Source organism: Billgrantia gudaonensis (assembly GCF_900100195.1).
Lineage (GTDB): Bacteria > Pseudomonadota > Gammaproteobacteria > Pseudomonadales > Halomonadaceae > Halomonas > Halomonas gudaonensis.
In genome coordinates, this window is sequence record NZ_FNES01000001.1 from 314,215 (window position 1) to 329,499 (window position 15,285).

Consider the following 15,285-nt stretch of genomic DNA (forward strand, 5'->3'; position numbering starts at 1 on the left):
GGTTGTCGATGTCGCGGCTGCGGTCGGCAAGGAGTCACGATGGCCCAGCGAGGACGATTCATCACCCTGGAAGGCGGCGAGGGCGTTGGCAAGACCACCAACCTGAGCTGGGTGGAAACTTGGCTGACGTCGCGTGGCGTTGAGGTGGTGAGAACCCGCGAACCGGGAGGCACGCCCCGCGCTGAGGCGATTCGCCAGCTGCTGCTCGACCCGATCGGTGACGAGCCCTTGGACGACGATGCCGAACTGCTGTTGGTGTTCGCCGCTCGCGCCCAGCACCTGGCCCGCTGCATTCGCCCGGCCCTGGCGCGGGGCGCCTGGGTGCTGTGCGATCGTTTCACCGATGCGACCTTTGCCTATCAGGGAGGCGGGCGTGGCATCGATGCGGCACGCATCGCCGAGCTGGAAGCCTTCGTGCAGCGGGGGCTCGAGCCGGACCTGACGCTGCTTCTCGATATGCCGGTGGCCGCCGCTCAGCGGCGCTTGCAGGCGCGCTTGACCGTCGGCGGCACCACCCGGGATCGTTTCGAGCAGGAGCAGAGTGCTTTCTTCGAGGCGGTGCGCAACGCCTATCGGTCGCGCGCTGCGGCGGCGCCGGAGCGTTTTGCGGTGATCGATGCCGATGCGTCGCTGGAGCAGGTCCAGGCTCGCCTGGACAAGGTTCTCGATGAGCGGGTGTCGCCATGGCTGCCGAGGTGATCGCCGAGGAGGCCCCAGTGCCGGGGCCGCTGCCGTGGCAATGGCCGCTCTGGCAGCGCTATCTCGACCAGCGCCGCTCGGAACGTCTGCCCCATGCCTTGCTGGTGTCTGGGCCGCATGGCGTAGGCAAGCAGCAGTTCGCCGAAGCGATGATCGCTCACCTGCTGTGCGCCTCCCCGGGCGAGGTCGCTTGTGGCCGATGCCATGCGTGTCGCATGTTTGCGTCCGGCTATCATCCCGATCTGCGCCGGGTGGCGCCAGAGGAGGGCAAGCGGCAGATTCGCATCGATCCCATTCGCGAAGTGAATGCCTTCGTGTCGCAAACGGCGCAGCAGGGCGGTTACCGTGTCGTCAGCCTGGCTCCGGCCGAAGCCATGAACGTGGCCGCCGCCAATGCGTTGCTGAAAAGCCTCGAAGAGCCGGGTGGCGACACCCAGTTCGTGCTGCTGGCCGATGTGCCCTCGCGCCTGGTCGCCACCATTCGCTCGCGTTGCCAGCAGTGGAGTCTGTCCCAGCCCGAGGCGGAGAGCAGCCTGCGATGGCTGGCCGAGCAGCTGGGCAGCGAAGAGGAGGCACGTTTCTGGTGGCAGGTATCGGGCGAACTGCCGCTGCTCGCCACGGAGCTCGCCGAGCCATCAGCACGCGCGCTGCGACAGCAGTTGCATGAGACCTTCGATGCGCTGGTTCGCGGTGCCGAACCGGTGGCCGAGGTGACGCGCCTCGATCGACAGTCCGTGGAGGCGATCCTGTGGTACGGTATCGCTTGGCTCGAGGATCTTGTGCGCCTGGGACTCTCCGGTGACGCTGCCCGAGTGCGCAACCCCGATCTATTGCCGCTCTTTCGCCAGGCGGCCAAGAACGCCCGCGTGCGTGACTGGTTTCGGCTGCTCGACTATGCTCGCGAGCAGCGTCGGCTGCTGGTCGCGGGCGGCAATCCCAACCCCCAGCTGGTCCTCGAGGCCTGGCTGGTTCGCTGGTCGGCCTTGCTGCGTTCGTGATGCCGGGCCCGGGAGGAGACACCATGGCTGCGCAGAAAGCCCTGTCGCTGACCATCCAGGACGAGACGACGCTGCTCTCCGCTTACATGCCGCTGCTCGAACGCGGTGGTATCTTCGTGCCCACTCGCGAGCGCTATGATCTGGGACAGGAAGTCTATCTGCTGCTCACCCTGCCGGGCGACAACGAACGGGTGCCGGTGACCGGGCAAGTGGTGTGGGTATCGCCGGATGGCGTGGCTGGGCGTCGCGTGCCGGGCATCGGCATTCACTTCAGCCCCGACGATCAGGCCGTGCGCGATCGCATCGAGACCCTGCTGGCGGGGCATCTCGACAAGGGGGCGCCGACTTATACGCTCTGATTAGCTTCGAGCTTCGAGCTTCGAGCTTCGAGCTTCGAGCTTCGAATTCCGATATCCATTTATCCGTTGATTGAAACTTGCCGATGTTCGTCGATTCCCACTGCCATCTCGATCGTCTCGACCCCGCCACCCATGACGGGGATCTCGACGCCACCCTCGATGCCGCCCGGGCGCGCGGCGTGCGCCAGTTCCTGGCCATCGGCGTGACCTTGGAGGAAGTGCCCGGGGTGGCCGCCATCGCCCGCGAGCACGCTGACGTGGTGATCTCCACGGGCCTTCATCCGCTGTATCGGGTGGACGAAGAGCCGAGCATCGCCGCGATTCAGGAAACCGCCGAACGCTATGGCGCCGTAGCCATCGGCGAATGCGGGCTGGACTACCATTATCTGGAAAAGGCGCCCCACGAGGTGCCTTCGCGCGAGGTGCAGCGCGAGCGGTTCCGCCGCCAGTTGATCGCCGCGCGCGAGCTCGAGCTGCCGGCGATCGTCCATACCCGGGAGGCGCGGGACGAGACGCTCGATCTGATCCGCGAGCACACCGACCCGGCGGTCGGCGGAGTGCTGCATTGCTTCACCGAAGATCTCCACATGGCCCGCGAGGCGGTACGCCACGGCTTTTACATCTCCCTCTCCGGCATCGTGACCTTCCGCAATGCCGAATCGCTGCGCGAGGTGGCGCGACAGGTGCCGCTGGATCGGCTGCTGATCGAGACCGACAGTCCCTACCTGGCACCGGTCCCGCACCGCGGCAAGCCCAACGAGCCGGCCTGGGTGGTGGAGGTCGCCGAATGCATCGCCGCCGAGCGTGGCATCAGCGTCGACGAGGTGGCCATGCAGACCACCGCCAACTTCTATCGCCTGTTCCGCGGTGCTGCCCCGGAAGCGCCTGCCGAGATGCGCCAGATTCTGGCTGGGGCTGGCCTGGTGTGAGTCGATGACGTCTTCGCGGAGATCGCCATGAACCTGGAACCGCTGCTGGCTCGTATCGAGGCGTGGGGCGATATACCCCCCGTGGATCGCTGGCATCCGGAGGCGTCCGGCGAGATGGACCTGGAGATCGCCGCAGACGGTCGCTGGATCCATGAGGGGGCTGCGATCGCCCGGCCGCGCCTGGTGCGGCTGCTCTCCACCATCCTGCGCCGGGAAACGGACGGCGACTATTACTTGGTGACGCCGGTGGAGAAGCAGCGCATTCGAGTGATCGACCGTCCCTTCGTGATCGTGGATGCCGATCCCGACCCCGATGGCTGGTGGTTGGTCACCAACGTCGGCGACCGGTTGCGTCTCGGTGCCGAACACCGCTTCAGCCTCACCGTCACCCCCGATGGCGCCGAGGTGCCCGAGGTGCCGGTACGCTTCGGGCTCGGTGCGCGGCTGGGGCGCAGCCTCTACTACCGCCTGGTGGATGCCGCCGAGGCGCGTCCCGGCGAAGACGGCAGCGTGGCCCTGGGGCTGATCAGCGACGGTGTCTGGCAGCCGTTGGGCCGCCTGGCGGCCGAGGACGCATGAGGCTCACCACCGAGCAGCGAGCCGTGGTCGAGCACGTGTCCGGCCATGCCCGGGTGGCGGCGGTGGCCGGCTCCGGCAAGACCACTACCCTGATCGCCCGGGTGCTTCACTTGCTGGAACGTGGCGTGCCGCCAGCGCGACTGCTGGTGCTGATGTTCAATCGCTCCGCTCGCGAGGATTTCCAGGCGCGGCTGGCTGCACTGGCACCGGCCGGGCAGCGGCTGCCCGACGTGCGCACCTTTCATTCACTGGGCCATCGTCTGACCGCCAGTCTGACCCGCTGGGGCGCGCTGGAGCCGCGCCAGTTGCTGGCCGCCGACTGGCAGGTGGAACGGCTGTTGCGCCAGGCCACCCTGGCGGCGCTGGCCGACGATCCCGAGCGACGCGAGACGGCCCTGGAGGCCGATACCCTCGAGGCGCTGGCGCACTTCTGCGGCCTGGTCAAGGCCGAGATGGTCGCCCCGGCCACGCTCCATGAGCGTCTCGACCTGGGTGAGGAGAGCGGTCACTTCGTCAGCGCCTTCGAACATCTCGAGGCGATGCTGGCCGAGCATGCCTTGATGACCTATTCGGACCTGCTCTACCGCCCATTACGCGCCCTGGAGGCGGATGCCGCGCTGGTTGCGCGGGTGCAGGGATTCCTCGATCACGTCATCATCGACGAATATCAGGACATCAACCAGGCGCAGTTGCGCCTGCTGGCCACCCTGGCCGGACGCGGGGCCGCAGTGATGGCGGTGGGCGATGCCAACCAGTGCATCTACGAGTGGCGCGGGGCCCACCCCGACACCATGCACGAGCATTTCGCCGCCACTTTCGGCGCCGCCACCGACTACCCGCTCTCCACCACCTTTCGCCACGGCCATGCCCTGGCGCTGGCGGCCAACCATGCCATCGCCGCCAACCGTCGACGTCCCGACCAACTGTGCCTGGCCGCGGCCGGTACCCCCGACACGCGTCTTGACGTGGCCACGGGTCGCACGCCACTGCTCGAGACGCTGGACGACTGGCAGCGTGCCGGACGCCGGCTCGACGAGGCTTGTTTGCTGGTGCGCAGCTGGGCGTTGTCGGTACCGGCTCAGCTCGCCCTGCTGCGGGCGGGCGTGCCGTTTCGCCTCGCCCGCGAGGACCGCTTCGTGTTTCGTTTGCCGCTGGTCCAGGCGCTGTCCGGCTATCTGCGCCTGGCGCGCGATGCTCGCCTGCTCACTGACCCGGCGCTGATCCAGCGCCTACTGGAACAGCCGACGCCGTTCGTGGCCCGCGAACGGCTGGCGATGCTGGCGCACCGCCTGGCCGAAACCCAGGCCTTTCCCGAACGTCACGACCCGTTGCTGGCCGATCTCAAGGGGCTTCCGCTGCGTAACCTCAAGCGCCGCTGGGCATTGCTCTGCGAGTTGCCGCGCCTGGCCGGCTGGCCGCCGGCGCGGCTGCTCGCCCATGTGGTGGAGCGTCTCGAAGCCGACAAAGTGCTCAAGCGAGCGGCGGCCAGCCGCGACAAGGGCGAGGAGGACGTCCGCTTGCTCGACGTGCTCATCGAACAAGCGGATGAGGTGAGCGATCTCGGTGCCTTCATCGAACTGTTGGAGCGTCCCGTCGAGAATCACGCAGACGGCATGCTGATCACTACGGTGCATGGTGCCAAGGGCCTGGAGTGGCCGCTGGTGGTGCTGGGCAGTGTCAACGAGGGCGACTTTCCTCACTATGGGCGCGACAATCCACTGACCGCCGAGCGATTGGAAGAGGAGCGACGGCTCTTCTACGTGGCCATTACCCGTGCCCGCGAGCGGTTGCTGATACTGCACGACGGCGGCGATCATCGTCCCAGCCGGTTCGTTGCCGAGAGTGCCTGGCAGGATTGTCGGCAGGTCAACGAGCGACTGTTGAACGATGCGGCTGGGTCGCCGCTGGCGGTTTCCGACCCGGAGCTGGTGGGCCGCTATCTGACGGTGCTGGGACGTTCGTTGCCACTGGAACCTGCCCGCCGTTCGGACGTCGGAGGCACCGAGCCCGCAGGCGGTGGGCCCTTCAGCGTTGGCCAGCGGTTGCGCCATGCCGTCTTCGGTGAAGGAGAGATCGCCGTGGTGGAGGGCGACCCTGCCAATCCCGTGATCGAAGTTCGCTTCCGCCAGGCGGGGCGGCGACGTCTCATCGCGCGCCGGGCGCCCATCGAACTCCTGGCGGCACAGTCCGGTTGAGCCCCAACCACGATCGAAGGATATCGACCATGCCCCATCCACTGATGACTGCCGCCGAGCTGCGCCAGGCGCTGGCCACCTCGAATCCCCCGGACGTGCTGGACTGCCGTGCCCGTCTCGGCGATCCGACCGCCGGCGAACGGCTATGGCGTGAAGGCCATCTGGCAGGCAGTCACCATCTCGATCTCGACCGTGACTTGGCGGCGCCGCCGGGGGAAGGGGGGCGCCATCCATTACCGGAACCCGAAGCGTTCACCACGGTCGTGCAGCGTCTGGGGCTCTCTCCCCAGCGTTCGGTGGTGGTCTACGACGACATGGGTGGCCAGCTCGCTGCAGCGCGGGCCTGGTGGATGCTGGCCATTTGGGCGGGTCATCCCGACGTGCGCGTGCTCGACGGTGGACTGCGTGCCTGGCAGGAAGCGGGGGGCGAGCTGCCGGTGGGCCGCGAGGCACCGCCGGTGCCGAGCGACTGGCAGCCGCGCTTCGACCACGATGCTTGGGTGGACGCCGACCTTGTCTTCTCCGGTCGTGAGCAAAAGGTGGATGCGCGCTCCCGCGAGCGTTTTCGTGGCGAAGCCGAGCCCATCGATGCGGTGGCCGGCCACATTCCCGGTGCGGTGTGTCGGCCGAGTGCAGACAATCTGACCGAGACGGGACGTTTCAAGAGGCCCGAGGAACTGGCTGCCGAACTGCCAGGGGCAGGAGCGACGATCGCCTACTGCGGCTCCGGCGTCACTGCCTGCCATACCATTCTCGCCTATGCCGTTGCCGGACTCCCGTTGCCGCGGCTCTACCCCGGTTCATGGAGCGGATGGATTCGCGACCCCGAGCGGCCCATCGCCACGGGCGAGTGAGGCTTACATGTTGGGGTAGTTGGGCCCGCCGCCGCCCTCCGGTGCCACCCAGGTGATGTTCTGGGCAGGATCCTTGATGTCGCAGGTCTTGCAGTGCACGCAGTTCTGGAAGTTGATCTGGAACTGCGGCTTGCCGTCGTCCCCCTCCACGACCTCGTAGACGCCGGCCGGGCAATAGCGCTGGGCGGGTTCGGCGTAGGTCGGTAGATTGTCGCGGATCGGCAGGTCGGCATCCGCCAACTTTAGGTGGCAGGGTTGGTTTTCCTCATGGTTGGTGTTGGAGAGAAACACCGAGGAAGGCTTGTCGAAGGAGAGCTTGCCATCGGGCTTGGGGTAGTCGATCTTCTCGCATTCCGCAGCCGGCTTGAGAGCGGCATGATCCGGTGTGGTGTCGTGCACCCTGGGCAGTTTGCCGCCGATCAGCTGGTCGACGTAGTTGTAGGCGCCACCCAGCACGGTGCCGTACTTGTGGATCGCCGGGCCGAAGCTGGCGCTCTCCTCGAGCTCCCGGTAGGCCCAGCAGGATCGCCACTCGTCGGTGAAGGCGGTGAGTTCGCTGCCGCCTTCGTCGCCTGCGGCCAGCGCCCCGAACACGGCTTCGGCGGCCACCAGCCCCGATTTCATGGCGGTGTGCAGGCCCTTGATCTTGGCGAAGTTCAGAGTGCCGGCATCACAGCCGATGAGCAGGCCGCCGGGGAAGGTCATCTTGGGGAGGCAGTTGAGCCCGCCCTTGGTGACGGCGCGAGCGCCATAGGCGACGCGAGTGCCGCCCTCCAGGTACTGCTTGAGGACCGGATGGTGCTTCATGCGCTGGAATTCGTCGAAGGGCGACAGCCACGGGTTCTGGTAGGAGAGGTCCATGATCAGACCCACCACTGCCTGCTGGTCGTCGCCATGATAGAGGAACCAGCCCCCGTGGGCGTGCTTGCCGAGCGGCCATCCGGAGCCGTGCAGCACGAGCCCCGGCTCGTACTTGTCGGCGGGAATGTCCCACAGCTCCTTGAGGCCGATGCCGTAGTGCTGCGGGTCGCACTCGGCATCGAGCTGGAAGCGCTGGATCAGCCGCTTGCCGAGGTGGCCGCGGGAGCCTTCGGCGAACAGGGTGTACTTGGCGCGCAGCTCCATGCCCGGCATGTAGCTGTCCTTGGGCTGACCGTCTGCATCGACGCCCATGTCGCCGATCAGGATGCCCTTGACCACGTCGTCCTCGACGATCGCGTCCTGGGCGGCGAAGCCGGGAAAGACCTCGACGCCGAGCGTTTCGGCTTGTTCGGCCAGCCAGCGACACAGGTTGCCGGCGCTGATCACGTAGCGCGTGATGTCGCCGCCGGTATTGTGCATGCTCTTGGGCACCAGGGCGCTGGGGAGTTTCTGCGACGTTTGCGCATCCTTGAGGAGGTGTACCTCGTCACGGGTTGCCGGGGTCTTGAGGGGAGCGCCACGTTCGGCCCAGTCGGGGAAGAGCTCGTTCAGGGCGCGCGGCTCGAAGACGGCGCCAGAGAGGATATGGGCGCCCACTTCCGAGCCTTTTTCCACCACGCACACCGAGAGTTCCTGCCCGGCTTCGTTCGCCTGTTGCATGAGACGGCAGGCCGCGGCCAGGCCCGAGGGGCCAGCACCGACGATGACCACATCGAAGTCCATGGTATCGCGTTCGACGCCTTCCAGCTGTTCGTTATCCATCAGCACACTCCTCCCCTCACCGGCGACGTGGTGTCACGGTCATGCCACCAACGTCTATATGCATTAAAACGGTCGTTTGCTTCTCGATATTCTCCATGATAGGCATAATAGACGAAACAGGTCACCCCCGACGATGGGCAATGTCCGTTCGTCGCGTCATGTCGGACAGGGCAGACGTCTGGCATGTCTGGTGGCAAGAGTCCTGGCAACGAAGCCATAGGGATTGTTGCCGCAGGCGGGGTTGTGGCACATTGAAAACGTTTTTCGGTGCGGCGCCTATCAAACGCTTGCATGAAACGGGCAGCGCAAGCTGATCGATGCCGTGTGTCAGGGCGCCGGCTCATGATGGCCATGCTGCCAGCTCCTTCGGTCGAGCGGGTCTGTGGCATGTGCCAAACCAGACGGTTCGTAGAGTGAACCAAGCGAGGACACCATGAAAGTACTCGTCGCGGTCAAACGCGTCATCGATTACAACGTGAAGATTCGGGTCAAGCCGGACCAGAGCGACGTCGACCTTGCCAACGTCAAGATGGCCATGAATCCGTTCTGCGAGATCGCCGTGGAAGAGGCGGTTCGGTTGAAGGAGAAGGGCGTGGCGACCGAGATCGTCGCCGTGACCATCGGCCCCAAGGCAGCCCAGGAGCAGTTGCGCACCGCCCTGGCGCTGGGCGCCGACCGCGCCGTGCACGTCGAGACCGAGGAGCGCGTCGAATCGCTGGCCGCGGCCAAACTGCTGGCCAAGGTCGTCGACGAAGAGCAGCCCGGTCTCGTCATCCTCGGCAAGCAGGCCATCGATACCGACAACAACCAGACCGGCCAGATGCTGGCCGCCCTGGCCGGGATGCCGCAGGGTACCTTCGCCTCCGAAGTGGTCGTGGACGGTGACAAGGTTCAGGTGACTCGCGAGATCGACGGCGGTCTGCAGACCGTCGAGCTGAGCCTGCCGGCGGTGGTGACGACCGACTTGCGCCTCAACGAGCCGCGCTACGCCAAGCTGCCCGATATCATGAAAGCCAAGAAGAAGCCGCTGGACGTCAAGTCGCCGGCCGAGCTGGGCGTCGAGGTGGCCTCCAAGGTCGCGCTGCTCAAGGTCACGCCGCCGCCGGAGCGGCAGGGCGGCATCAAGGTGGGCTCGGTGGACGAGCTGGTCGACAAGCTGAAGAACGAAGCGAAGGTGATCTCATGAGCATTCTGGTTCTGGCCGAACATCACGACGGTGCCCTGGCCGGTGCCACCGCCCACGTCGTTGCGGCGGCCCAAGCCATCGGTGGTGACATCGACGTGCTGGTTGCCGGCGAGAACGTCGCCGCCATCGCCGAAGCCGCGGCCAAGCTGGATGGTGTGAGCAAGGTGCGCGTGGCCGACGCCGCCGCCTATGCCCACCAGCTCGCCGAGCCACTGAGCGCACTGCTCGTCGAGCTGGCCGGCGACTACACTCACGTGCTGGCGGCCGCCTCCACCAATGGCAAGAACGTGCTGCCGCGTCTCGCCGCGCTCAAGGACGTCAGCCAGATCTCCGAAATCATCGCCGTGGAGAGTGCCGACACCTTCCAGCGGCCGATCTATGCGGGCAATGCCATCGCCACCGTGCAGAGCGGCGACCCGCTCAAGGTGATCACCGTGCGTGCCACGGCTTTCGACGCCGTCGGCGAGGGCGGCAGTGCCGCCATCGAGGCGGTGGAGTTCGTGGCCGACAACGACCAGTCCATTTTCGTCAAGGAGGCGCTGGCCCAGAGCGATCGTCCCGAACTGGGGGCTGCCAAGGTGGTGATCTCCGGCGGCCGTGGCATGGGCAACGGCGACAATTTCAAGCTGCTCGAAGGGATCGCCGACAAGCTCGGGGCGGCCATTGGCGCGTCCCGTGCGGCGGTGGACGCGGGCTTCGTGCCCAACGACATGCAGGTCGGCCAGACCGGCAAGATCGTCGCCCCGGAGCTCTACATCGCCGTGGGCATCTCGGGGGCCATCCAGCACCTGGCGGGGATGAAGGATTCCAAGGTGATCGTGGCGATCAACAAGGACGAGGAGGCGCCGATCTTCCAAGTCGCCGATTACGGCCTCGTCGCCGATCTCTTCGAGGCATTGCCGGAGCTCGAGCAGAAGCTCTGACGGCAACATGGCGCCCGTGTCGAGAAGCCGGCTCCGTCAGGAGCCGGCTTCTTGCCGAGTGGACGGGCTCGCGCCGTCTGGAGTAGGGTGGCTCACGCTTCGCAATGGAAGATTCGCGATGAAGGTACAGGAGCGGTTGAAATCGCCCGGCGGTGACCGCACCTCCTACCTGTGAAGCGCAAACAAAGCCACCAAAGGAGATGATCAACATGGCACATACACTCCCTGACCTGCCGTATGCCTACGATGCGCTGGAACCACACATCGATGCCATGACCATGGAGATCCACCACTCCAAGCATCACCAGACCTATGTCAACAACCTCAATGCCGCCCTCGAAGGGACCGGCCTCGAGGACGTTCCCGTGGATGAGCTGCTGGCGAATCTCGACCGAGTGCCCGAGGCCAAGCGTCAGGCGGTCATCAACAATGGTGGCGGTCACTCCAACCACACCATGTTCTGGCAGATGATGTCGCCCAACGGCGGCGGTCAGCCCAAGGGCAAGGTCGCCGAGAGCATCGATAGCGAATTGGGCGGCTTCGAGGCTTTCAAGGATGCCTTCACCAAGGCGGCGTTGGGACGCTTCGGCAGCGGCTGGGCGTGGCTCTCGGTAACCCCGGAGAAGAAGCTGGTGGTGGAGAACACGCTCAACCAGGACAGCCCGATTTCAGCCGGCAACACACCGGTGCTGGGGCTCGACGTGTGGGAGCATGCCTACTACCTCAAGTTCCAGAACAAGCGCCCGGACTACGTCGCCGAGTTCTTCAACGTGATCAACTGGGATGAAGTGGAGCGCCGCTATCAGGCTGCCACTGCCTGACCCCTCTTTCGCTTCTCTCCCCATCGACGGCCCCGAAGCCAAGGCTTCGGGGCCGTCTTTTTGCATACCCGGCTAGCCGCCTTCACCCGCTGACCGATGCGGAGTTTCCCCTTGCCATGCCGTCGCAGCGTGGTAGGCTATCAGGCTGTGCGCAAATACCAATCACTTTCATTACGTTCGGGCTGCAACTCGAGCGATGGTCACTGGAGATTCTGTGTGAGCGTTACTCCGCCGTTCGTCGCCTCAGGGCGTGTGCTGTTGCTTGGCACGGTGCTGTTGTCGATGCCGGCGGCGGGTCAGAGCCCGCTGCCCGAGGCAGCCCTGGAGGCGCAGAGCCAGCAGGCGGCGCTTCAGGAGCGCATCGACGCCGCCGACGAGAGCACTCGTGAGCAGCTGCGCGAGCTTCGTCGACTGGAGCGCGAGACGCGCCGTTTGACGGCGCAAAACGAGGAACGGGCGCCCCGCCTCGAGCGCCGTGCCGAGAACCTCGAGCGGCGCGAGGCCGCTCTGGATACCCTCGAAGACACGCGCGAGGCGCTGCCGGCGCTCAAGCGTAGCCTGGTGGCACGGCTGGATGCCTGGGTCGAGGGTGACCTGCCTTTTCTGCGCGAGGAACGCCGGGCTCGGGTGGCCAGCTTGGAGGCCAGTCTGAGCGATCCCGACCTCTCCGAGGCCGATCAGCTCGACCGGATTCTGGGAGCCTGGCGGGCCGAGCTCGACTACGGTCGCGAGTTCGATGCCTGGCGCGGCTATCTCGGAGGCGAAGGCGATGAGGAAGCATCGCGCCGTGAGGTCGACTTTCTGCGTCTGGCGCGAGTGGGACTCTACTATCTGACTCCCGATGGCCGAGAAGGAGGGGTATGGCAGGCGGAAGAAGGGCGCTGGGCGTCACTCGACGAGGCGGCACGGCGCGAGGTGCGTACCGGGTTGCGTATCGCTCGCGACCAGCGTGCGCCGGAACTCTTGACGTTGCCGCTCTCCCAGCCCCTGGAGTCGCATGACGACGAGGAGGGGCGGTCATGACCCCGTTTCGACGACTGATCACGGCGGTACTGCTGGCCATGCAGGGGGCTGTTGCCTTGCCGGCCCTGGCACAGTCCGATGCGTTCACCACGTTACAGGCCGAGCGTGAAGCGGCCGAACAGCGTGACCGGGCTCGCTTGGCCGAGCTGCTCGACGATCAGGAGGCGCTCGAGGAGGCGCTGGCCGAGGCGCGCGCCGCCCATGCCGATGCCGAGGCGCGCAGCGAACGCCTGGCGGAGCGCCAGGCGGACCAGGCGGCCTGGCAAGACGAGCTCGATGAGCGCCAGGACGAGCAGGGGGAAGAGCTCGCTGCACTGCTTTCCACCGTGGCCCGGCACAGCGGCGAGCTGCGCGACAGCCTGGGCGAAAGCTGGATCAGCCTCGGCGGTGCCGAGCTGCCACCGCGCCTCGACGATGCCGAGGTGCTGGAACTCGAGCATTTGGAAAGACTCGCTGACAGCTTGATGATGCTGACCGCCGAGACTGGACGAGTCACACGCTTCACGGCTCCGGTGGCGGGGCGCGACGGTGCGATCGAGCCGCGTGAGGTCGTACGCCTTGGCGATCTCGCCGCCTTCATCGAGAGCGATTTGTTGCGCCGAGGGGAGGACGACGGCGTGCTTTCCGTGGTGCCGCGCACGCCGGCGGCAGTGGCAGAGACTCTGGAGGCCTTTCACGCCGGTGAGTCTCGCCGCCTGGCCATCGATCCCACGGGGGGAGAGTTGGTGGATGCGCTGGCCCAGCAGCCCACCCTGATCGAACGTTTCCACCAGGGAGGGGCCGTCGGCTATGTCGTGGTGGCGTTGGGCGGGATTGGCCTGCTGGTGGCGTTGGCGCAGTATCTCTATCTGCTGCGGGTCAGTCTGACCGTGCGTCGCCAGCGTCGCGACCTGAACCGGTTGCGCGGTGACAATCCCTTGGGGCGGGTGCTCCAGCGCTTTCGTGCTCTCAAGACGGATCAGCTTCCCGAGGCGCTCGAAGCGCGCCTCGACGAAGCGGTGCTCGCCGAGCTGCCGCGTCTCGAGCGCGGCCAGCCGCTTGTCAAGCTGCTGGCCGCGGTGGCGCCGCTGTTGGGACTGTTGGGTACCGTCACCGGGATGATCGTCACCTTCCAGGCCATCACGGTGTTCGGAACCGGTGATCCGCAGCTGATGGCCGGCGGCATCAGCCAGGCACTGGTCACTACCGTGCTGGGCCTGATCACTGCCGTACCGCTGCTGTTCGCCCATACCGCACTCGCCGCGCGCAGCCGGGCACTGACGGGTGTCGTCGAGGGTGAAGCGAGCGCTGCCCTCGCCGAGCATCTGGAAGGCCGGCATGCGGACGGTCCACCACCGACGGAGAGCCGAGTCCGTGATTCTGCCCTGGCTTGAGCCCCTCGAACGGCTGATCGAGGCCGGCGGCATCATCCTGCTGGTCATCATGGCGGTGGCGACGGCTCTGTTCGGGCTCGCCCTGGAGCGGCTGTGGTACGTGCGCATCACCTATCGACGTGCACGGCGTCGCCTGATCCAGCGCTGGGTAGCGCGCAGCGACCACCTGAGTTGGAGTGCTCTCACTCTCCGCGAGGTGTGGACCCGCCAGTTGATCGCTCGGTTGCGGCGTCCCCTGCCCTGGCTGCGGTTACTGGTGGCGCTGTGTCCGCTGCTCGGCCTGCTCGGCACCGTGACCGGCATGATCAGCGTCTTCGACAGCCTGTCGATGAGCGAGACGAATCAAGCGCGCGCCATGGCCGACGGCGTAGCGCGAGCGACGTTGCCGACCCTGAGCGGGATGGCGGTGGCAGTGGTCGGCCTGCTCTTCACCAGCCGCCTGGAGCACATCATCCGGCGCGAGAATCAGCGGCTGCATGACCGCCTGGCCCGCGCCCTGGAGGACACCAATGCGTAGACGCCGTCTGGGCGCCGATAGCGACGAGTCCGGCGAAGTCAATCTTACGCCGATGCTCGACGTGGTCTTCATCATGCTGATCTTCTTCATCGTGACCACGAGCTTCATCAAGGAGAGCGGCGTGGAGATAGACCGCCCCGAGTCCAGCGACGCAAGCCCACGGCCCGATGCTCAGGTGATGGTCGCCATCACCCCGGAGGGGGCCGTGTGGGTCGATGGCGAGGCCGTGGATGCGCATCGCGTAGGGGGGCGGGTCGCCGATCTGGTCAGCGGTGACGGTGGCGTGGTCATCCAGGCCGACCGGGATGCGACCACCGGTCTGTTGATCGAAGTGATGGACCGCATTCGTGAGGCGGGCGTGGAGCAGGTCGCCGTGGCGGCGAACCGGGGTACCCCATGATCCGACCTCCGGTTGCGATGGTCGGGGGCGTGATGCTGGCGCTGGGCCTGTTCTGGCTGCTGGCGCTGCTGGTAGCGCCGCCACAGGCCGACATCGAGGTGCTCGAGCCGACCACGCTGGATCTCGTCGAGGCCGAGGCCCCGGCGGAGCAGATGCCGGCGGAGGCGGCGCCGCCTCCGCCGACCCCCGCGGCGCCGGTGGAGCCTCCTCCCGTGCCGGAGCCGGCGCCACTGAGCGAGAGCCGCATCGCGTTGCCCGATCCCGAGCTGCCGACATCCGAGACTCCGCCCATGGAACTCGATGATTCTCTGCCGGAGCTCGTCGAGCAGCGCCCCGAGCCACGGCCCGAACCCGAGCCGCAGCCCGAGCCGGAACCGGCACCGCAGCCCGAGCCCGCCAGCGAGGCCGTGGAAGCGACGACGGACGAGACGGCAGTCGCCGAACGGGCCTCCGATGCCTCCGAGACGTCCCGGGAGCCGGTCGATGTGGGGTCGCCCACGCCCACCAGTCGCGTGCCGCCGGACTATCCCGCGCGTGCCCAGCGTCGGGGAATGGAAGGGCATGTCGAGTTGACCTTCGTGATTCGGCCCGATGGCAGCGTCGATCCCGACACCATCCGAATCGTGGAGGCGCAGCCGGGCAACGTGTTCGACAGGGCGGCACGGCAGGCCGTGGCGCGCTGGCAGTTCGAACCCGGCGAGGGGTTGCGCCGTGCACGCCAGCGTCTGGAATTCCAACTGAGGTGA

At 66.7% G+C, this 15,285-nt stretch carries 16 protein-coding genes; 15 read left to right on the top strand and 1 reads right to left on the bottom strand.

Annotated elements, in window-relative coordinates:
* Positions 1 to 39: 39 nt before the first annotated feature.
* The 7 genes from tmk to BLP96_RS01445 all read left to right on the top strand — a co-directional run bounded on the left by tmk (position 40) and on the right by BLP96_RS01445 (position 6,613).
* Positions 40 to 699, top strand: coding sequence for a dTMP kinase (tmk, locus tag BLP96_RS01415; protein ID WP_089682323.1), 660 nt, complete (start codon positions 40 to 42; stop codon positions 697 to 699).
* Positions 684 to 1,697, top strand: coding sequence for a DNA polymerase III subunit delta' (locus BLP96_RS01420; protein ID WP_089682324.1), 1,014 nt, complete (start codon positions 684 to 686; stop codon positions 1,695 to 1,697). Before tmk ends, BLP96_RS01420 begins: the two co-directional genes overlap by 16 nt.
* Before the next feature lie 23 nt (positions 1,698 to 1,720).
* The gene (locus BLP96_RS01425; RefSeq protein ID WP_089682326.1) at positions 1,721 to 2,056 is read left to right on the top strand and encodes a PilZ domain-containing protein; all 336 of its coding nucleotides are present in this window, start codon (positions 1,721 to 1,723) and stop codon (positions 2,054 to 2,056) included.
* Between the two features lie 83 nt (positions 2,057 to 2,139).
* Positions 2,140 to 2,985: a TatD family hydrolase gene (locus tag BLP96_RS01430; RefSeq protein ID WP_089682328.1), complete on the top strand. Its 846-nt coding sequence runs from the start codon at positions 2,140 to 2,142 to the stop codon at positions 2,983 to 2,985.
* 27 nt (positions 2,986 to 3,012) lie between these two features.
* Positions 3,013 to 3,564, top strand: coding sequence for a DUF1285 domain-containing protein (locus tag BLP96_RS01435; RefSeq protein ID WP_089682330.1), 552 nt, complete (start codon positions 3,013 to 3,015; stop codon positions 3,562 to 3,564).
* On the top strand, positions 3,561 to 5,759 hold the full coding sequence (locus tag BLP96_RS01440) for an ATP-dependent helicase (protein WP_089682332.1): 2,199 nt from the start codon (positions 3,561 to 3,563) through the stop codon (positions 5,757 to 5,759). The genes BLP96_RS01435 and BLP96_RS01440 overlap by 4 nt, the downstream gene beginning before the upstream one ends.
* 29 nt (positions 5,760 to 5,788) lie before the next feature.
* Positions 5,789 to 6,613, top strand: coding sequence for a sulfurtransferase (locus BLP96_RS01445; RefSeq protein WP_089682335.1), 825 nt, complete (start codon positions 5,789 to 5,791; stop codon positions 6,611 to 6,613).
* A 3-nt stretch (positions 6,614 to 6,616) separates the two neighbouring features.
* Here the strand turns inward: BLP96_RS01445 and BLP96_RS01450 are convergent, their stop codons facing one another.
* A complete protein-coding gene (locus BLP96_RS01450; protein WP_089682569.1) occupies positions 6,617 to 8,281 on the bottom strand; it encodes an electron transfer flavoprotein-ubiquinone oxidoreductase in 1,665 nt (554 codons plus the stop codon).
* A 448-nt stretch (positions 8,282 to 8,729) separates the two neighbouring features.
* Between BLP96_RS01450 and BLP96_RS01455 the strand changes: the two genes are divergently transcribed.
* From BLP96_RS01455 to BLP96_RS01490, 8 genes are all read left to right on the top strand, one after another.
* Positions 8,730 to 9,482: an electron transfer flavoprotein subunit beta/FixA family protein gene (locus tag BLP96_RS01455; protein WP_089682337.1), complete on the top strand. Its 753-nt coding sequence runs from the start codon at positions 8,730 to 8,732 to the stop codon at positions 9,480 to 9,482.
* A complete protein-coding gene (locus BLP96_RS01460) occupies positions 9,479 to 10,405 on the top strand; it encodes an electron transfer flavoprotein subunit alpha/FixB family protein (protein WP_089682339.1) in 927 nt (308 codons plus the stop codon). Before BLP96_RS01455 ends, BLP96_RS01460 begins: the two co-directional genes overlap by 4 nt.
* Before the next feature lie 209 nt (positions 10,406 to 10,614).
* Entirely contained in the window at positions 10,615 to 11,226 is a 612-nt protein-coding gene (locus BLP96_RS01465; protein ID WP_089682341.1) for a superoxide dismutase, read from the top strand.
* A 216-nt stretch (positions 11,227 to 11,442) separates the two neighbouring features.
* Entirely contained in the window at positions 11,443 to 12,249 is an 807-nt protein-coding gene (locus BLP96_RS01470) for a DUF3450 domain-containing protein (protein WP_281182536.1), read from the top strand.
* Positions 12,246 to 13,622 (top strand): MotA/TolQ/ExbB proton channel family protein, encoded by a 1,377-nt coding sequence (locus BLP96_RS01475; RefSeq protein ID WP_089682345.1) that lies wholly within the window; start codon positions 12,246 to 12,248, stop codon positions 13,620 to 13,622. Before BLP96_RS01470 ends, BLP96_RS01475 begins: the two co-directional genes overlap by 4 nt.
* Entirely contained in the window at positions 13,567 to 14,139 is a 573-nt protein-coding gene (locus BLP96_RS01480; RefSeq protein ID WP_089682347.1) for a MotA/TolQ/ExbB proton channel family protein, read from the top strand. The genes BLP96_RS01475 and BLP96_RS01480 overlap by 56 nt, the downstream gene beginning before the upstream one ends.
* Positions 14,132 to 14,539: an ExbD/TolR family protein gene (locus BLP96_RS01485; RefSeq protein WP_089682349.1), complete on the top strand. Its 408-nt coding sequence runs from the start codon at positions 14,132 to 14,134 to the stop codon at positions 14,537 to 14,539. The genes BLP96_RS01480 and BLP96_RS01485 overlap by 8 nt, the downstream gene beginning before the upstream one ends.
* Positions 14,536 to 15,285 (top strand): energy transducer TonB, encoded by a 750-nt coding sequence (locus BLP96_RS01490; RefSeq protein ID WP_089682351.1) that lies wholly within the window; start codon positions 14,536 to 14,538, stop codon positions 15,283 to 15,285. The genes BLP96_RS01485 and BLP96_RS01490 overlap by 4 nt, the downstream gene beginning before the upstream one ends.